This is a genomic window from Pseudomonadota bacterium (assembly GCA_030860485.1).
GTDB lineage: Bacteria > Pseudomonadota > Gammaproteobacteria > JACCXJ01 > JACCXJ01 > JACCXJ01.
Genome location: JALZID010000203.1, coordinates 1 through 17,289, shown reverse-complemented (window position 1 = coordinate 17,289; position 17,289 = coordinate 1). Strand labels below are relative to the sequence as shown.

Genomic DNA, 17,289 nt, shown 5'->3' with positions numbered 1-17,289 from the left:
TGTTCCTTGCCGGTCGAAACAATTGACTAGCCATCCTCGCCCTTGGAATCATTTCTCAATTCGCCAAATATGCAAGCGATGTCGCATCCCGCTCTCTACCATCCGTATCGCATCTTCCCCGTTGACAACCTGAGTAATGCTTTGTACAAACAGCGCAGCGACAAACCATCGCACAAGCTTTGCTTCATGAGGTTCTTTACCGTCTTCTGCCTCTTCATCGTCTTCGAAATGCCGGCTCCATAAGGGTGGTCTCCTAACGATAGGATCGCCGCAGTAAAATATGAACCTTACAATAGCCGTAGTCTCATCAACCAGATAGCGGCCACCATCTTCTTGGAGCATGGCTGCTTCTTGCATCGTACGGAGGCTTGAGGCAAGGAAACGGCCGTTTACATGGCTGATGGAATAGCCGCCGAAGCGCCCGGAAACCCAGCTGCACATCCGGTTAAAATAGTCTGTCTCCTGTTCTCCTTGTCTCTTGGCAAAGCGTTTTTCCAGTCGTACCCGGTCCAATGTCTTCAGCCGGGACAAGATAGTATTCTTGTAAAACAAAGCGTCGAGAGCAGTACGGAGGTGACCTTCGTTTGTCAGCGGCATGACAAATCCGTACACAATGACATTGTTGTGTAGCAGAGATGTGTACTCGGAAGAGGCGTGGCGTACTTGAGTAACGAGGTTTCGAAAGCTTTCCCATGTCGAATAGGGCCGAAATGCCTCGCTGACGCGAAAGGTATCTGCGTCAACAGTTGCGAAAAGTTGCTTGTACTGCTTAGACCAATAGGTACAAAAAGTTTGGCCGCGCCAATTCGTATGGTCTTCCAGTTCGTTCTTGGTAAAGGGCTCTTGCGACCGAAAGTGGTCTAGCAAGAATTTGAATACTGCTGTCTGGTTTTCTTCTGTACCCATTCCTAGCTTCTCCCCTTCACGGGTTTCTCAGGGATGGTGCTATGTTACTTGTAAGAGGCGGGCATGGAAGCCCGGAAACAGACAACGGCGTTCATCCCTAATGCTAAGGTCTCAGACATTCGTGGTCTCCGATTCAACGTGAATCCTACAAACCTTGCTTCTGAAGCAGTGGCCATGAGATTCTGGCATGGCTGGTCAGCGGCCTCTGCGCCTGGGACGTACTTACTCCTAATCGGGCGAGTGGCAAATATAAAAGGTTTGCCATTGCAACAACCTCTACTCTTGCGACCACCGTGCCGTCACGCAGATGGGAGGTATTTCTTCTTTCGGGTCTCTGCAGAGGGCTGCGGAGCTCACCGGCACTCCCTGACGAAGTTGCGCTGAGCGCAAAATTGGAAACGTCCTCCCTGCTACGGTCCTGGGGTTGCCATGTGTGTCACCCGCCAAGATTCCCCACCAGTTTCTTCGGGTCAGCTTACCTTGGGACCTCCATTCCGCGAGCACTTCATCGATCAGATTCCCGACGTCTTGATAATTGTTCCTAATCAACCATTCTCTCGCTTGAATTCTTTCAATACCTCCATCGGTATCGTGTGGAAGCGGTATATGCTGTTCCAGAATGCGATCCCCGTCGACCGATAGGCGGAAGTTCGTGATAAGCGCTTCCGGGACCTTGCCTCGGCGTTCTGCGTTGCTATTCACGACACGCTTCGCAAACACCCGGTAAAAAAAATAGTCCTTATACAGGGTGCGGGTAAAATCGGTCATCGAGTTTGAAAGTATGGTTTTTACGCCACGCTTCGTGAGCCTCGCACAAATGTCCCTCAATTCCCGCTGCGCCCTCTCTGGAAACCCACCCCTTGAGTAGGCGGTGAAGCTGGCCGTTTCGGAGACAGGATGGTACGGCGGGTCAAAATACACGAGATCCCCACGCTTTGCCGATCCGAGGACCAAGGCAAACCCCTTGGTCGCAATGTTTACGCCTGAGAGCGCCTTTGCCACCGCACGCAGATTTTCTTCATCGCAGATAAGCGGGTTCTTATAACGACCGAACGGAGCATTGAATTGTCCTTTACTGTTTTCCCGATATAGACCGTTATAGCACGTCTTATTGAGGTAAATTAGTCGAGCTGCCCGTTCTGCTAAGGTGTGAGGTACACGGCCGCGGACCTTATAATAGTACTTCTCGGTATGCTTGGCCCGGTGTTTCTTGAGGAGCTCTATGACAACTTCAGTTTCATCACGCAGCCCGATGTAAGCTTCGGTGAGATTCTGATTGACATCGGAGAGATAAGATGTCTCCCTGAGCCGTCCGGTTCGCGCTAGAGCAAAAAACAACGCGCCACCACCAAGGAACGGTTCATGGTAGTGGCGATACGGCTGGGCAGCTTCAACCGTTTTCAGCAGTTCTGGCAATAGCTGTCTCTTCCCCCCAACCCACTTTAGGAACGGACGGGGAGGAGGTTCTCTAAAGGAACTCATCCGTTACACATCCAAAATAGAGTTCAAGCCACTTCTTCGCATCCTTGAAATCGACGGCGCACCCGGTTGATATTAGATAGGCCCTTATATTTGGCGAAAATCCGGCTCCCGAAAAAACCACGATTCCACGAATGGGCCAGACTCGGATATCCTCAATGATGCCTGCAATCTTGTCCTCAGCGCTGCCCTGAGTTCGCTGATATTTGCATTCGATACCCAAGCTCGTCCGCGTTCCTGGATGCCGGAGTACCACATCGATTCGACGCTTTGCTCCGGAAATTCTGCGGCCTCAAGTTCAATGGAGGCCTCAAGTCCGAGTTCGACCCCAAGCGCGGCTACCTGGTTTCTAAGGTCTGTCCCTGACTCAACCGCTTTTGCCTTTCCAGCCATGTTCAGAGTCCTAATAAGCCGGGTTCATTCAATTTGGGCAAGGATGCCATGATAGACCGATACCCGGTTTTTCCGAGTCGGGATTGACCTTCCACCGGTCGGGCAGATGTAACAGCTCGATTATTAATCCGTTCTGTCAATAACATCTTAAATAGAACATTGATCATCACTCATGGTCGGCGGCGAGGCCGCGGCTCCGGTCCCACTCGCCCTTGTTGACCGAGACGCGGCGCCCGGCCACGCAAGTAGTGCCGTCGTTGGATAAGAGATAGGGCGGATCGGTCCAGATGCAGTCGATCGAGCCCTCGGGCAACTGTGCCATGACCTCGGCGCGATCGGCGTGATAGAGGCAGGAGCCTCGGTCCCGGGAGCGCCAGGCGATGCCGTCGAGGCGTGACCCCGGGCCACCCCGACGCGGCGCCGCCGACATCAATCTTCATCGGGCGCGAGCGCCCGGAGGCTCAAGGCATGGACCTCGCCGCCCATGAGATCGCCGAGCGCCTGGTAGATGGCACGATGCCGCTCGATGGGGCTCTGTCCGGCGAATCGGGCGGACACGATGCGTACCCGGTAATGCCCGCCGCCCGCGGCCCCGGCATGGCCGGCGTGCAGAGGACTGTCGTCGATGATCTCGAGGGCCGAGGGCGCCAGGACCTCGGTGAGGCGCGCGCGGATCCGGGCGACCCGGTCTTCCGCCCCCATCAAGGCCTCCATCTACGGAAGGACCTTCTTGAAGGGCTTGACCGTGACGGACTCGTAGACCCCTGCCGTGACGTAGGGATCCGCGTCCGCAAAGGCCCGCGCCTCTTCGAGCGACTCGAACTCGGCGACGATGAGGCTGCCGGTGAACCCCGCCGGTCCGGGGTCGGGGCTGTCGATCGCCGGGTGTGGGCCGGCCAGGAGCAGGCGGCCCTGGTCTCGGAGCGCTTGCAGACGGGCGATGTGGGCCGGGCGCGTCTCGGCGCGCAACGCCAGGCTGTCATCGACGTCGACGCACAGTATCGCGTAGAACATCAGCCCTGCCGCTTGTTAACCACCTTCCGGGCCCCCCACCTCTCCGGCGTGCCGCATCAGATACAGCACCTGGCCTAGCACGAACAGGAGCGTGAGGCCCACGAGCCCGAAGAGCTTGAAATTGACCCACACCTTGGTCTCGAAGTTGAAGGCCACGTACAGATTGGCGGCACCCATGGCCGCGAAGAACGCCACCCAGCCGCGGTTCAGGCGCACCCAGGCCGCGTCCGGCAGGTTCACGTTGTGCTCCATCATGCGCCGCACCAGGTTCTTGGCCCCGAGGTAGTCGCTGCCCAGAAACACCACCGCGAACAGCCAGTTGACGGCCGTCGGTTTCCATTTGATGAAGCGCTCGTCCTGAAAGGCCAAGGTCAAGCCCCCGAGGACCACGATGAGGGCCAGGGTCACGAGGGTGAGACGCTCGACCCGACGGTCCTTCCAGTAGGTGAAGCCGACCTGGATGACGGTCGCGGCGATGGCCGCCCCGGTCGCCAGCATGACCCCCTGGTGCGGATCGTCCGCCAGCTTGAAAACCACGAAGAACACCAGGATGGGGAAGAAGTCGAGCAGGACCTTCATGGGTATAGGGCCATCGGCGTGCGGGGGCGCTCCAGGGCGGCGCGAAGTGGGGAGCCATCATAGCGGAATCCCCGGGTACACACTATTCAGCGAGCCCGGGGCGGGGGAAGAATGGCGGGTGGTCCAGCATGTGACTGCGATGCCCGCGGTGCGGTGGCGGGCGGAGCGAGCGATGGGGCGCGCGCCGGTTTAGAATAGCGCGTAACCCGTGCCCGCCCTCTACCCGAACCCGACATCCCCCATCTCTAAATCCCCAAACCGCGAAACCTTTCATGGCCGAAATGTCCTTGATCCAGACCCTCGTGGTCTGGACGCCGCCGGTGCTCTTGGCTGTCACCCTGCACGAGGTCGCGCACGGATGGGTGGCGCGCGAGCTGGGCGACGACACCGCGGGGAAGCTCGGACGGTTGTCCTTCAACCCCTTGAAGCACGTGGACCCGGTCGGTACCGTGCTGGTGCCGGGCCTACTGTATACGCTCGCCGGTATCGTGTTCGGCTGGGCCAAGCCCGTACCCGTGAACTGGGACAACCTCCGCAACCCGCGCCGCGACATGGCGCTGGTCGCGCTCGCCGGACCCCTGGCGAATGTCGTCATGCTGCTCGCCTGGGCCGCCGTGGCCAAGTTCGGCCTGTCGTACGGCCAGGACTACTTCATGGCCACCGGGCTCGCGGGGATCATGATCAACGCCGTGCTCATCGCACTGAACCTCCTGCCGGTACCCCCGCTGGACGGCAGCCGTGTGGTGTCGGCGCTGTTGCCCCACGATATGGCCTTGCAATACGGGCGGATCGAGCCTTACGGGCTCATCATCCTCCTGGTCCTTATCTTCTCGGGCGCGCTGGATCGGCTCATGAAGCCGACCATGGACGTGATCGGGTGGGTGATGCAGACCCTCCTCAGTGGCTGAGCCCCGCGGGCGCGCCGGATCCCGGAGATGAGCGCGACCTACGACCGCCGCATCCTCTCGGGCATGCGTCCCACCGGGATGCTGCACCTCGGGCACTATCACGGCGTGCTCAAGAACTGGTTGACGCTCCAGCACGAGTACGACTGCTTCTTCTTCGTCGCCGACTGGCACGCGCTCACGACCGAGTACGGCGCGCCCGAGATCATCGCCGACTCGGCCTACGAGATGGTGGTGGACTGGCTGGCGGTCGGCATCAATCCGGGCGAGGCGACGCTGTTCGTCCAATCGCGCATCCCCGAGCACGCCGAGCTGTGCCTGCTCCTGTCTATGATGACGCCGCTCGGCTGGTTGGAGCGCGTCCCGACCTACAAGGATCAACAGGAAAAACTGGCCGAGAAGGACCTCTCGACCTACGGCTTTCTCGGCTATCCGCTCCTGCAGGCCGCGGATATCTTGATCTACAAGGCCGGGCAGGTGCCGGTCGGGGACGACCAGGTGCCGCATGTCGAGCTGGCGCGCGAGGTAGCGCGCCGCTTCAACCACCTCTACGGCCGTGAGCCGGGGTTTCAGGACAAGGCCGAGGCCGCGGCCCGCAAGATGGGCAAGAAGGCCGCGAAGCTGTACTTCGACCTGCGCAAACGCTATCAGGAGCAGGGCGATGCCGAGGCCCTGGCGACGGCGCGCGCCTTCCTGGACTCGCAACACAACATCGCGCTCACCGACCGCGAGCGGCTCCTCGGCTATCTAGAAGGCTCGGGCCGGACCATCCTGCCCGAACCCGAAGCGCTGCTAGCCCCCGAGGCGCGCATGCCGGGCCTCGACGGCGAGAAGATGTCCAAGTCTTACGGCAACACCATCGGCCTGCGCGAAGCACCCGAGGTGATCACCCAGAAGCTCAGGACCATGCCCACCGATCCGGCGCGCGTGCGTCGCCAGGACCCCGGCGAGCCCGAGAAGTGTCCGGTTTGGAAGTTTCACCAGGTGTACTCCAGCGCCGAGATACGGAGCTGGGTCCAGGTAGGCTGCCGGGGCGCCGGGATCGGCTGCCTGGACTGCAAGCAGCCCGTCATCGACGCGGTGCTCGCGGAGCTGGCCCCGATCCGGGAGCGCGCCCTCGATCTGGAGCGCGATGCTGACGCCGTGCGCGCGATCATCGCCGACGGTTGCGAGGCCGCTCGCGATGTGGCGCGCGAGACCATGGACGAGGTCCGGGAGGCCATGGGCCTCGTCTACCGCTGACCTCCGCCGCGGCCTGAGAGTTTGTGAAAAAACCTACCTGGGCTCGCGACGATTTTTTGACAAACTCTGTGTGATGCATTCGACGACCCCGCCGGACCCGGTGGTCTCCCACACGGTCCCAGACACGACGCCAGAGGCGAGCTCCGAGACGAGCGCTCCCATCGCCATGTTCCGCGGGCGACCGATCACCGAGCTCCCGCACGATCTGTACATCCCACCGGATGCGCTGGAGGTGATCCTGGAGGCCTTCGAGGGCCCCCTGGATCTGCTCCTGTACCTCATCCGGCGCCACAACCTCGACATCCTCGACATCCCCATCGCAGAGGTCACGGAGCAGTACATGGCCTATATCGATCTGATGCAGGGTCTCAGGCTGGACCTGGCGGCCGAGTACCTGGTGATGGCCGCGGTGCTGGCCGAGATCAAGTCGCGCATGCTGTTGCCGCGGCCCGCGGCCGTGGCGGAGCCCGAGGCCGATCCGCGCGCCGAGCTGATCCGGCGGCTCCAGGAGTACGAGCGCTACAAGGACGCCGCGGCCGGGATCGATGCCCTGCCGAGGCTGGAGCGCGAGGTCCATCCGGTAGTGGTGGCATTCCCCGCACGGCAGGTGCGGCGGCCCGAGCCCGTGGTCGGGCTGGCGGCCCTGGGGCGGGCGTATGTCGAAGTCCTGCTCGCGGCCGAGCGCTACGCCCATCACCACATCACCCGCGAGCCGCTCTCGGTACGCGAGCGCATGGTGCTGGTGCTCGGCCGGCTCGCCGAGGCCCCCTACACCGCGTTCACGCAGCTCTTCACCGTCGAGGAGGGGCGCCGGGGCGTGGTGGTGGCCTTTCTGGCCATCCTGGAGCTGCTGCGGGAATCGCTCATCGAGGTCGTGCAGAGCGGGCCCCAGGGTCCGATCTACGTCAAGGCGGCGGCATGAGGCCAGAAGAGATCAAGCCGATCGTCGAGGCAGCCCTCATGGTGGCCGGAGAGCCGCTCGGCGTGGACCGCCTCGCGGCCCTCGTCGGCGACGATGACGGGATCCGCGACCAGGTCGAGCAGGCGATCGCGGTGCTCCGGGAGGACTATGCCGGGCGCGGCATCGAGCTCCGGGAGGTCGCCCAGGGCTTCAGGTTCCAGGCGCGGACGGATCTCGCCCCATGGCTCAACCGATTGTGGGAAGAGAAGCCGCCGCGCTATTCACGCGCGCTTCTCGAGACCCTCGCGATCATCGCCTATCGCCAGCCGGTCACGCGCGGGGACATCGAGGACCTGCGCGGTGTCGCGCTTAGCACCGGGATGCTGAAGACCCTGCTCGAGCGGGAGTGGATCCGGGTCGTGGGGCACCGTGAGGTGCCGGGCCGGCCGGCCGTGTACGCCACCACCCTGAAGTTCCTCGATTACTTCAACCTCAGGACCCTGTCCGAGCTACCGCCCCTCCCCGAGATGCGGCCGATCGAGGCCCCGGAACAGGTCACGCCGTCCGAGCCGGCCGCGGCACAGGGGGAGATGGAGCTCTGCGAGGTGGTCGCCGAGGTGGCGGAGGGAGGAGCGTCCTCCGGGACGACAGGCGCCGCACAGTGGATCACCCCGAGCCGCTCATGACGATCGCCCCCGAGCCTGTTCCTCTCGAACCCATGCGTCGAGAACGAATCCAGAAGGTCCTGGCGCGCGCCGGGCTCGGCTCGCGCCGCGCCATCGAGGGCTGGATCACGGCCGGCCGGGTCTTTATCAACGAGCGCATGGCACGGCTCGGCGACCGCGTCGTGTCCGGCGATCGCGTCCAGGTGGATGGCAAGCGCCTGCCGGCGAAAGCGCTCTCTGGCGCGGAGCGGACACGGGTATGGGGGTATTACAAGCCGGCCGGGGTGATGTGTACGCGCCGGGACGAGTTGGACCGGCCGACCGTCTTCGACGCGCTGCCCGGCGAGCTCTCGGGGCGCTGGGTACACGTCGGGCGCTTGGACTTCAATACCGGCGGCCTGCTCCTCTGGACCAACGATGGCGCCCTGGCGCATCGCCTGATGCATCCCGGGACCGGCATCGAGCGCGAGTACGCCGTGCGCGTGCTCGGCGCGGTGGATGGCCGGGTCGTCGATCGCCTGCGCGCCGGGATAAGGCTCGAAGACGGACCGGCGCGCTTCGAGTCCATCGCCGTCATGGGCGGGGCAGGCGCCAACCACTGGTACAGCGTGATCCTGAAGGAAGGCCGCAACCGCCTGGTCAGGCGCCTGTGGGAATCGCAGGGCGTGACGGTGAGCCGGCTCATGCGGCTGCGCTTCGGCCCCATCGCCCTGCCGCGCGAACGGCGCACCGGCGAGTGGTGGGAGCTCCGCAAGAAAGAGGTCCAGGCCCTCCAAAACCTATGTGGCTACCCCGTAGGGCCGGCCCCCCGTGACTACCCTCTCAAGCCGGCCGGCGCGACTCCCCGCATCCACCGCGCCACCAACGCCGTAGGGGCGGCCCCCCGTGGCCGCCCTCCCATTTCTGTGAGGCAGGCTGAGGGCGCCACCACCCCGCGCAAACCCCGCCGCCCTCGGGCGTGAAAACCCCCGCAACCCCCTTCCGCGGCGTGATGAATGGGCGGACGCTGCCCGCGGTCTTTCGCCGCCTGTTCGCTCACTACGGCCTCCAGGCATGGTGGCCGGCCGAGACACCGTTTGAGGTCATGGTGGGGGCGGTGCTCACTCAGAACACCGCTTGGTCGAATGTCGAACGGGCCATCGCCGGCCTTCGGGCAGGGGGAGCGCTAGACCCCCAACGCATCCTCGCCCTCCCGTCCCCCGATCTGGCCGAAACCCTCCGGCCATCGGGGTATTTCCGGGTCAAGGCCGAACGGCTGCGGAGCCTATGCCGGTGGTATCTGGAGCGGGGCGGTATGGCGACACTAGAGACGCGTGACACCGAGACGATCCGCGCCGAACTGCTCGCGGTCCACGGGATCGGCCCTGAGACGGCCGACGACATCCTGCTCTACGCCCTCGACCGACCGGTGTTCGTGATCGACGCGTACAGCCGGCGCCTATTCGCGCGCCTCGGATGGATCGACGGCCATGAGGACTACGAGGCATTGCGGGCGAGGATCGAACGCTTCCTGGGCCCGGACGTCCCGCTCTACCAGGAGTACCACGCCCTCATCGTGCATCACGCCAAGGGGATCTGCCGCACCCGGCCCGATTGCGAGCGTTGCTGCCTCAGAGGGCGCTGCGCTTGGCCCGCCGCCGATCGATACCGGGTGGTCGCGTGTTGAAAGGGGGGGCGAAATGTTGAATTACGAGCTACAGGACGTCAAAGAATTATAACAATAGAAAAAGTAAGTATAAGAGATAATTCAGAGAAAACGTTTTTCGCTGATTCATGTTGCGCCCAACCTGCTATACTCCCAAACCCTGCCACCTTCGGCAGAACCCGGGGCGCCGATCGGCGCCGATAATTTCAACCATAAGAGGAGCATAGGAAGGGCGGGCCGTGGACATACATGCATTAGCAAACCAATACAGCAGCAAGACCCCCGAGGACATCCTGCGCCTGGCGCTCGAGTCCTTCGACAACGTCGCGATCTCTTTCAGTGGGGCCGAGGACGTGGTGCTCGTGGACATGGCGAGCCGCATCCAGTCCGATGTGCGGGTGTTTTCCTTGGACACCGGGCGCCTGCACCCCGAGACCTATCGGTTCCTGGATCGCGTGCGGGAGCGCTATCCGATCCGCTTCGAGGCCCTGTCCCCGGACGCCATGGCCGTCGAGCGCCTGGTCCGCGAGAAGGGCCTGTTCAGCTTCTACCAGGACGGACACCAGGAGTGCTGCGGGATCCGCAAGGTCGGGCCGCTACGCCGCCGGCTCCAGTCGCTCGACGCCTGGGTCACCGGGCAACGCAAGGACCAGAGCCTCGCGACGCGCGCCACCATCGCGGTGGTCGAGCGCGATGGGGCGTTCTCGACGCCCGGGCATGCCCTGGTCAAGTTCAACCCGCTCGCGAACTGGACCGCCGCGGAGGTCTGGGACTACATCCGCACGAACGACGTACCCTACAACGAGCTCCACGAGCGCGGCTTCGTGAGCATCGGCTGCGAGCCTTGCACGCGCGCCGTCCTGCCCTACCAGCAGGAGCGCGAAGGCCGGTGGTGGTGGGAAGACGCCACCGACAAGGAGTGCGGGCTCCACAAGGCGAACGTGGCCATCGGCCGGCGCTGAGAGCTTGCGCATCACGCTGGTCAAGAAGATCAAGGCCGACGGCAGCCCGTGCCGCAAGTGTGCCGAGGTCGTCGACCGGCTGGAGCGATCTCAGCTCCTGGCCCGCATCGACCGCGTGGTCGTCGCCGATGAGCGCGACCCCGACAGCGAGGGCATGCAGCTCGCCGGCAAGTACAACGTAGACTGGGCCCCGTTCTTCATCGTCGAGGACGACACCGGCGGCGAACGCATCTACACCTCGTTCTTCCGTTTCCTCAAAGAGGTCCTGGGCCAGGACCCGCGCCAGGAAGAGGAGACCACCGAGATGATGCGGCAGAACCCGGATCTGGATTTTCTCTAGCACCTTAGCCCGCCCAATTGCTGCTGCCTGTTCGCGCGCCAGCTCACTACGATGGCGAGCGCACCCTGTCGCTCCGATGCCGAGCCGAGGTGACGGAGCCATATCCCCGGCCTTCATCCCCCTGTGGGCCACGGCTGGGATCAAGGGCTCTTTCGGTGAACACCGCGAACAAGGTAGGTTCGGGCGACGAAGAAAAGCCAGAGCCGCTCCGCCCGGCCTCCCCTGTGAAGCTGTATTACGTCCATGATCCGATGTGCAGTTGGTGCTGGGCTTTTCGGCCGGCCTGGACGGCGATCCGGCGCCGGCTTCCGAAAGACATCACCCCAAAGCGCGTCCTGGGCGGGCTCGCTCCGGATACCCGCCAGCCTATGCCCGAGGCGATGCGAACGTATATCCAGGACACCTGGCGCGGCATCGAGCGCGCGGTCCCGGGCACGAAGTTTAACTTCGAGTTCTGGAATCGCTGCCGTCCCAGGCGGTCCACCTACCCCGCCTGCCGTGCGGTGATCGCGGCGATCGCGCAAGGGCGGGAGTTCGAGGAACCTATGATCGAGGCGATCCAGCGGGCCTATTACCTTGATGCCCGCAACCCCTCGGACGACGAGACCCTGATCGCGTTGGGGGACGCGATCGGTCTCGACCGCGAGCGCTTCGCCCTAGCGCTGAACGACCCCTCGACACAGGCGGAGCTACTCCGGCAAATCGAATTCAGCAGGACCCTCGGTGGACGCGGTTTCCCGAGCTTGATCCTGGACGATCCTAGGGGCTACCGGCCTATCGACTTTGACTACAACGATCCGGCGGTGGTGCTTGCCCAGCTTGGCTTGTGAGCTCGGCGGTCGCCGTAGCTCGCCCGGAGCGCCCGGCGTGCAAAGTACGGGACTAACAGAGAAAGAGTTGCGGTTCAGTGAACTTCCAATGGTCAATAACTACTCCGTTTTGCGATGGCGACCAAGATAGTCCCCGTTTTTTTGGACACTTCCTACATGCGGGAAGTGGGATTTGATCACCCCGACTTCCAGAAGTTGGTGGAGTACTCGAAATCACACCTCCTCAAGCTCTTTGTCTCCCATATCGCCTGGGAAGAACGTCGAACCCAATTCCTTGAGAGAGCTAGCTCACAAGTTTTGAAGCTGCGAAGTGACTTCGATACGCTTCGACGGGAACAACCGGACAATTTCATCCTGCGGGGTCTTCCTTCCCCGGGAATGAGCTATGGGATAAAGCCGAGATTGAAGCCCGATCCCATGAGGTAATGACTGCGTTCGCAAAGGACAATCACATCACTGTAGTCCCGCTTGGCGCCGACCACGCGGACAGGGCCTGGCGCCGCTATTTCGAGATCGGTTTACCCTTCAATCCGACGATAACGGACCGCGCAAAGCGAAGGAAAGATATTCCGGATTCGTGGATCCTCGAAGCTGCAATAGACGTGAAGCGCGCACATTCGAGCCTGATAGCGCTCTGCATTGACCAGCGCTTCGCAGACGCTCTTGCACAGGTTCTGAATATCCCCGTGTTCCGAACGACCCAAGAAGCGTTGGACCATATTGACGGCACGGCGCAGGCGCCTAAGGTCATGAAGTCAGTGAAAACCCGGGATGCCGCTTACGTGCCTCCGAAGAAAGGACAGGTACAGCCGGATGGCGCGCTGGCCGCCGCGTTCACTGAAGCAGAATCCCAGTTTCGAACGGTGGGTACAACAATTATCGGCCTGGTATTCCACCTGGGATCGCCCACCAAGGAGCAGGTTTACACCATCTTGGAACGATCTGGCATTCCGACCGCCGTGTCAAAAAACGTCGCTGAGCAACTAGCGCTCGGAAAGATCATCCTGGATACCGGACACCACTACGTTCCAGGAAACAAGGAAGCCGGTGCCCAAGCGAAGGTCGCGGTGGAGCCCGAAATCATTCAACTCATCACCGGCGGCGACTAGGCCATGGATTTTGATCTACGCATAAAGGCTCTCACCGGTTTGGCTGACACATTGATGGGCTAAAGACTATTGCTGCGTATGACCTCGATGTTTTCTATGGACCTGATCGCAAAAGCGGCATTGGCGGATACCCCCAGAAAAAGGTGTTGGATCTGCTATTGGGACTTGGCAGTGAGGCGCTAGTCGAATACCAGCGTGCTGTCCTCGGAATCGCGGAAAGCCTGCTGACACCGACCATAGAAGGTACGCGTTGGAGTTCAACAGCCGTCACCATTTCTCACGGCGCTATCCCGACGGATGGCGGCGTGGCCGATATTCGCAGCGATACCATCCGACTCTTGAAACGGCTTTACGCCCTAGTACAGGGAACTCCACAGAAGCTGTCGGTCATTGGCGTGCTGAACGACGCCACCCGCCCACACCGCGCTCCAATCGGCGGAGAAGATGTAGCCGCAATGATCGTGCGGAACAGTCAAGACGTCCTGGAGTTTTATGGAAGCCTTGTTGGCACGGCCGAATTTCCGATTGTCCAGAAAATCGAATCGCTCTCCTACTGGATCTACTATCACGCTCCCAACGAGCAAGTACAACGCTATGCGCTTGCAATTGAAAAGGCCATCGCGGCGAACGACGAGTACCAGATCTATAAGACGCTCATTGGGTTTGAAGGCATCTTCTTGAGCTGGGAGCAATTGCGCAAGAATGACAGCTATTGGGAGGAAACGGACAAGTTCCGAAAGGACAAGGCGACGGAGTTCGCAAATAGCATCACACCCGACAGTTTTGCCTTATGGCGCGACCGGATATTTTCGTACGCCAAAACTGAATCCGAGGATCTGGCCACGTTTCCGATTTTTTACTACTTCTTGGAGACGTTTGCGAAAACCCAACCCAAGCTCGCGCTCGAGCTCATCTCCGAAGACTCAGACAAGATCGCGGGGTTCCTTATACCCCTCCTGCGCGGACTTTGGAGTGGTCCGGAGCAGCCTGCGCTTCGAGAGATTCTGAATGAATGGATTAAGGCGGGGCGATACCTGTATGCAAGCACGAAACAGTTCTTGGATTGCCCTACCCTCGATCGTGCGTTGGTAAAGCGTCTGTTGAATAGAGCCACAGAGTTGAATGAGCTGCAGACTGTTGCTTTAGTTATGACGGTGGCTGCTTCCAACTATCGGGACGATGACTCGATCGTTAATGATTTGTTCATGCCGGCGCTTGAGATATTGACTGATCGCGGAAGCCCGCAGTGGATTTTCGACCTATGGTTCCGCCGCGAGGCGCGCGTGGTCATTGCCAACTTGAATGATCACGGCACCGATCTCATCTTACGAAATCTGATGGCTCTCGAAAAGATAGACTATCACGCTGAGGAGATCCTCTACGTGATTGCGCAACCGATGCCGCAAAAGGTTCTCAAGTTCCTCTGCCAGCGACTTTCCGCTGAAGAGGCAGGCAAGAAGAAGCATAAGAGTTATGATGCGATCCCGTTCACATTGCACAAGCTAAACGGGCCGCTCGCCGCAATTCCTAAGGAGGCGGTCCGCATCGTGCGAGCACAATACGATGGCGACTTTGGAATGTTTGTCTTCCGTGGCGCTCACCTCCTCAAGACGATATTCGCTCAGTTCTCTCCGGAATTCGAGAATGAATTGCTCAACCTTGTTGAGGAAGGGGGCGATGAGAACCTAGAGTTTGTCTTGGCTGTTTTGAGGAATTACGAAGGACAAACGGTCATTCATAGCGTCTGCAAAGCGATTGTGAAGAAAGTGCCTACGGATTCCCAGTTTCGCTCGGAGGTATCCCTCGCCCTCCAAAAGACCGGCGTCGTCAGCGGGGCGTATGGATTCGCCGAGGCGTATGAGCGAAAGAAAGTGGAGATGCAGGATTGGTTGAACGATCCATGCGACAAAATCAGAGAATTCGCGGCTTGGTACATGGAAGGATTGAACCAGATGATTACCGCGGATCGTCAGCGGGCGGACGAGGAAATCGCGCTCCGCAAGCAACGTTTCAACGAGTAGGAGCGCGACGATAGTGAGCCGATGCCGTGCATGCTCGACGCAGGCATCCAGAGGATCTTTACGAAACCATTGAAGATTTCGCCATGACCGCTTTGGGTCGAATGAGGACACTCAGACACCGCGTTAAGCAAATGCCGCATAACAACCGCATGCACCTGACCAGCTACAGCGGGCTTCGCCCGTTTCCGCCCCGGCAGGTGATGCGGGGCGTTACAGATGACGAAAATCGTCGCAGCGAGCGCGCACGGTTTTCTGGCCCGGCACGGGAAGCAGCATGTTGGCGCCTCAATGTACGCAAAGGGCAAGGCGTTCGTTGGTGCTGCGATCCTCGTCGGTCGCCAGGGCTCCTCGGAACATACAGACCATGTCGTGCTTCATCTGCTATGCCAAGGCTTCGAGGTGACGCTGAAAGGACTTCTGCTGCTACGTGACTACGATCGTTTCATCGGTCGCCTCAGAAAACCAATCGGCCATGACCTTGTCATGTTGGCGAATGAAGTATCGGTTGCCTACGGCACAAGACCAATGCGTGCCGCGCTGACGGACGAGCTACGTACGGTCAGCCAGCTTTATTCGCAGCATCTCCTGAGGTATGGGAGCGGGTACGACATCTTTGTGGATCCACGAACGATTCCTCGAGAACGGGTCTTTCGCCGCTTGGCCGCCGTGATTCGCCTCGCTGAGCGAGAGTTGCGGCGTGCGTGAAGCGTCATCTCTAACATTGCGTTCAACGGGGACGCCCGGGAGCGTGCCTCCGTTCAGCGTCGTGCCAATCAACATCGCTGTGCCGGTGGCCAGCATCTCGCCCGCGGGCGCCGGTTAACTCAACGTTGGGCACCACGGTGACAAATCGTTCCGTCCGTGTAGCTTTGGGTGCATATCTCGATACATGCGTGATTAGCGGTTACGTCAAGAATGAGTTGCAAGCGGCTGAGAAGTCCGCTTTCGAAACGATTATCTCCGCATACAGGAATCAGAAGATCGATCTCGTCCGGTCAGATGTGGTGGATCAGGAGATAGCTGCTATACCCGAGCGATATAGGACACCACATCAAGCGCTACTTTCAACACTGCTATCGATACCGGTCCCCGCCGTTGGCGGTTTGACGCGGCTCGGCTCCGCCGGATTCGGGACGGCGAATCCATCACCATTGCTCTTCAAACGCTTAGTTGCGGTTCTTCCCGATGTGAATGATCAATCACACATTTTCGTGGCAGCGCGAAACCGTCTTCGCTTTTTCATCACGGTAGACGCGCGTACCATACTTTCGCGAAGATCGCAGGTTCATCAAGCGAGCGGCGTTGAGCCCGTCACACCAGCCGAGTTCCTTGCAGATGCACAGAGCCCAATGTGTGTTGCCTAACCATGCAGTCGACCGAACACCGGAAGCGCCGCGGCGGCGGTTGTCATGCCTTAGGAAGGCAGCGACAGCCCATGGGCTCCCATCAAAGGCCAATAGGGAACGACATGGCCAGGCCGTGCGAGTTGGCGAGGTGGGTGCCTTGGACCACCAGGAACACCCCGGTCCCGTCAGGAGAGTCGCTGCGGCTCTTCAGCGCTTAACCGGAAACCCATCGCCGCTTGTCTCCGGGGCCCCCTGGGAGCGCTATGCGATCCGTTGCGAAGCCCTGTCCCCGGACGCCATGGCCGTCGAGCGCCTGGTCCGCGAGAAGGGCCTGTTCAGCTTCTACCAGGACGGACACCAGGAGTGCTGCGGGATCCGCAAGGTCCGGCCGCTGCGCCGCCGGCTCCAGTCGCTCGACGCCTGGGTCACCGGGCAGCGTAAGGACCAGAGCCTCGCGACGCGCCACCATCGCGGTAGTCGAGCGCGATGCGGCGTTCTCGACGCCCGGGCATGCCCTGGTCAAGTTCAACCCGCTCGCGAACTGGACCGCCGGCGAGGCCTGGGACTACATCCGTAGCAACGACGTACCCTACAACGAGCTCCACGAGCACGGATTCGTGAGCATCGGCGCGAGCCATGCACGCGCGCCGTCCTGCCCTACCAACAGGAGCGCGAAGGCCGGTGGTGGTGGGAAAACACCACCGGGCTCCACAAGGGCAACGTGGCCGTCAGCCGGCGCTGAGAGCTTGCGCATCACGCTGGTCAAGAAGATCAGACTAGCTAGTGTAGTGTCCCTTGAATAACTTTACAGATTAACTCTTCTTGTTTTTCCCTCGGGGCAGGGTGGATCCGGGCTTGATCTGCTCCATCTTGACCCGCGCCCGGTCGACCTTCTCGATGATCTGCCCTACGGTGGCCGTCCAGATGAACGGCTTCGGGTTTTGGTTCCAGG

Annotated in this window: 20 protein-coding genes and 1 pseudogene; 14 read left to right on the top strand and 7 right to left on the bottom strand. The window is 60.9% G+C overall.

What is annotated here, in order from left to right; all coding sequences use genetic code 11:
• Positions 1-48: 48 nt before the first annotated feature.
• The 7 genes from M3461_11705 to M3461_11675 form a co-directional block, all read right to left on the bottom strand.
• Positions 49-906, bottom strand: coding sequence for a hypothetical protein (locus M3461_11705; protein MDQ3774968.1), 858 nt, complete (start codon positions 904-906; stop codon positions 49-51).
• A 276-nt stretch (positions 907-1,182) separates the two neighbouring features.
• Entirely contained in the window at positions 1,183-2,322 is a 1,140-nt protein-coding gene (locus M3461_11700) for a DNA adenine methylase (protein MDQ3774967.1), read from the bottom strand.
• A gap of 150 nt (positions 2,323-2,472) precedes the next feature.
• Entirely contained in the window at positions 2,473-2,778 is a 306-nt protein-coding gene (locus M3461_11695; GenBank protein ID MDQ3774966.1) for a hypothetical protein, read from the bottom strand.
• A gap of 166 nt (positions 2,779-2,944) precedes the next feature.
• Positions 2,945-3,208, bottom strand: a complete 264-nt coding sequence (locus M3461_11690) for a hypothetical protein (protein ID MDQ3774965.1) — start codon at positions 3,206-3,208, stop codon at positions 2,945-2,947.
• Complete coding sequence (locus tag M3461_11685; protein MDQ3774964.1) at positions 3,208-3,480, bottom strand: BolA family transcriptional regulator; 273 nt, start codon at positions 3,478-3,480, stop codon at positions 3,208-3,210. Before M3461_11685 ends, M3461_11690 begins: the two co-directional genes overlap by 1 nt.
• 12 nt (positions 3,481-3,492) lie before the next feature.
• Positions 3,493-3,792: a YciI family protein gene (locus M3461_11680; protein ID MDQ3774963.1), complete on the bottom strand. Its 300-nt coding sequence runs from the start codon at positions 3,790-3,792 to the stop codon at positions 3,493-3,495.
• Positions 3,793-3,807: 15 nt separating this feature from the next.
• Entirely contained in the window at positions 3,808-4,371 is a 564-nt protein-coding gene (locus M3461_11675; GenBank protein ID MDQ3774962.1) for a septation protein A, read from the bottom strand.
• Positions 4,372-4,643: 272 nt separating this feature from the next.
• Between M3461_11675 and M3461_11670 the strand changes: the two genes are divergently transcribed.
• The 14 genes and pseudogenes from M3461_11670 to M3461_11605 all read left to right on the top strand — a co-directional run bounded on the left by M3461_11670 (position 4,644) and on the right by M3461_11605 (position 17,079).
• On the top strand, positions 4,644-5,279 hold the full coding sequence (locus M3461_11670; GenBank protein MDQ3774961.1) for a site-2 protease family protein: 636 nt from the start codon (positions 4,644-4,646) through the stop codon (positions 5,277-5,279).
• Between the two features lie 27 nt (positions 5,280-5,306).
• Complete coding sequence (locus tag M3461_11665; GenBank protein MDQ3774960.1) at positions 5,307-6,518, top strand: tryptophan--tRNA ligase; 1,212 nt, start codon at positions 5,307-5,309, stop codon at positions 6,516-6,518.
• 166 nt (positions 6,519-6,684) lie between these two features.
• The gene (locus M3461_11660) at positions 6,685-7,440 is read left to right on the top strand and encodes a segregation/condensation protein A (GenBank protein MDQ3774959.1); all 756 of its coding nucleotides are present in this window, start codon (positions 6,685-6,687) and stop codon (positions 7,438-7,440) included.
• Positions 7,437-8,105, top strand: a complete 669-nt coding sequence (scpB, locus tag M3461_11655; GenBank protein ID MDQ3774958.1) for an SMC-Scp complex subunit ScpB — start codon at positions 7,437-7,439, stop codon at positions 8,103-8,105. Before M3461_11660 ends, scpB begins: the two co-directional genes overlap by 4 nt.
• Positions 8,106-8,137: 32 nt before the next feature.
• Positions 8,138-9,046 (top strand): rRNA pseudouridine synthase, encoded by a 909-nt coding sequence (locus M3461_11650; protein MDQ3774957.1) that lies wholly within the window; start codon positions 8,138-8,140, stop codon positions 9,044-9,046.
• Between the two features lie 29 nt (positions 9,047-9,075).
• Positions 9,076-9,750 carry an endonuclease III domain-containing protein gene (locus tag M3461_11645; GenBank protein MDQ3774956.1) on the top strand — a complete coding sequence of 225 codons (675 nt, stop codon included), beginning with the start codon at positions 9,076-9,078 and terminating at the stop codon, positions 9,748-9,750.
• Positions 9,751-9,968: 218 nt separating this feature from the next.
• Positions 9,969-10,691 carry a phosphoadenylyl-sulfate reductase gene (locus tag M3461_11640; GenBank protein MDQ3774955.1) on the top strand — a complete coding sequence of 241 codons (723 nt, stop codon included), beginning with the start codon at positions 9,969-9,971 and terminating at the stop codon, positions 10,689-10,691.
• 4 nt (positions 10,692-10,695) lie between these two features.
• Positions 10,696-11,031, top strand: coding sequence for a hypothetical protein (locus M3461_11635; protein ID MDQ3774954.1), 336 nt, complete (start codon positions 10,696-10,698; stop codon positions 11,029-11,031).
• Positions 11,032-11,186: 155 nt separating this feature from the next.
• Complete coding sequence (locus tag M3461_11630) at positions 11,187-11,861, top strand: DsbA family protein (GenBank protein MDQ3774953.1); 675 nt, start codon at positions 11,187-11,189, stop codon at positions 11,859-11,861.
• 425 nt (positions 11,862-12,286) lie between these two features.
• Positions 12,287-12,970 carry a hypothetical protein gene (locus M3461_11625; protein MDQ3774952.1) on the top strand — a complete coding sequence of 228 codons (684 nt, stop codon included), beginning with the start codon at positions 12,287-12,289 and terminating at the stop codon, positions 12,968-12,970.
• A 146-nt stretch (positions 12,971-13,116) separates the two neighbouring features.
• Positions 13,117-14,991: a hypothetical protein gene (locus tag M3461_11620; protein ID MDQ3774951.1), complete on the top strand. Its 1,875-nt coding sequence runs from the start codon at positions 13,117-13,119 to the stop codon at positions 14,989-14,991.
• 216 nt (positions 14,992-15,207) lie between these two features.
• Complete coding sequence (locus tag M3461_11615; protein MDQ3774950.1) at positions 15,208-15,696, top strand: hypothetical protein; 489 nt, start codon at positions 15,208-15,210, stop codon at positions 15,694-15,696.
• 125 nt (positions 15,697-15,821) lie between these two features.
• Entirely contained in the window at positions 15,822-16,355 is a 534-nt protein-coding gene (locus M3461_11610; protein MDQ3774949.1) for a YbgA family protein, read from the top strand.
• Between the two features lie 271 nt (positions 16,356-16,626).
• Positions 16,627-17,079 (top strand): annotated as a pseudogene (locus tag M3461_11605) (phosphoadenylyl-sulfate reductase).
• The last annotated feature ends 210 nt before the right edge of the window (positions 17,080-17,289 follow it).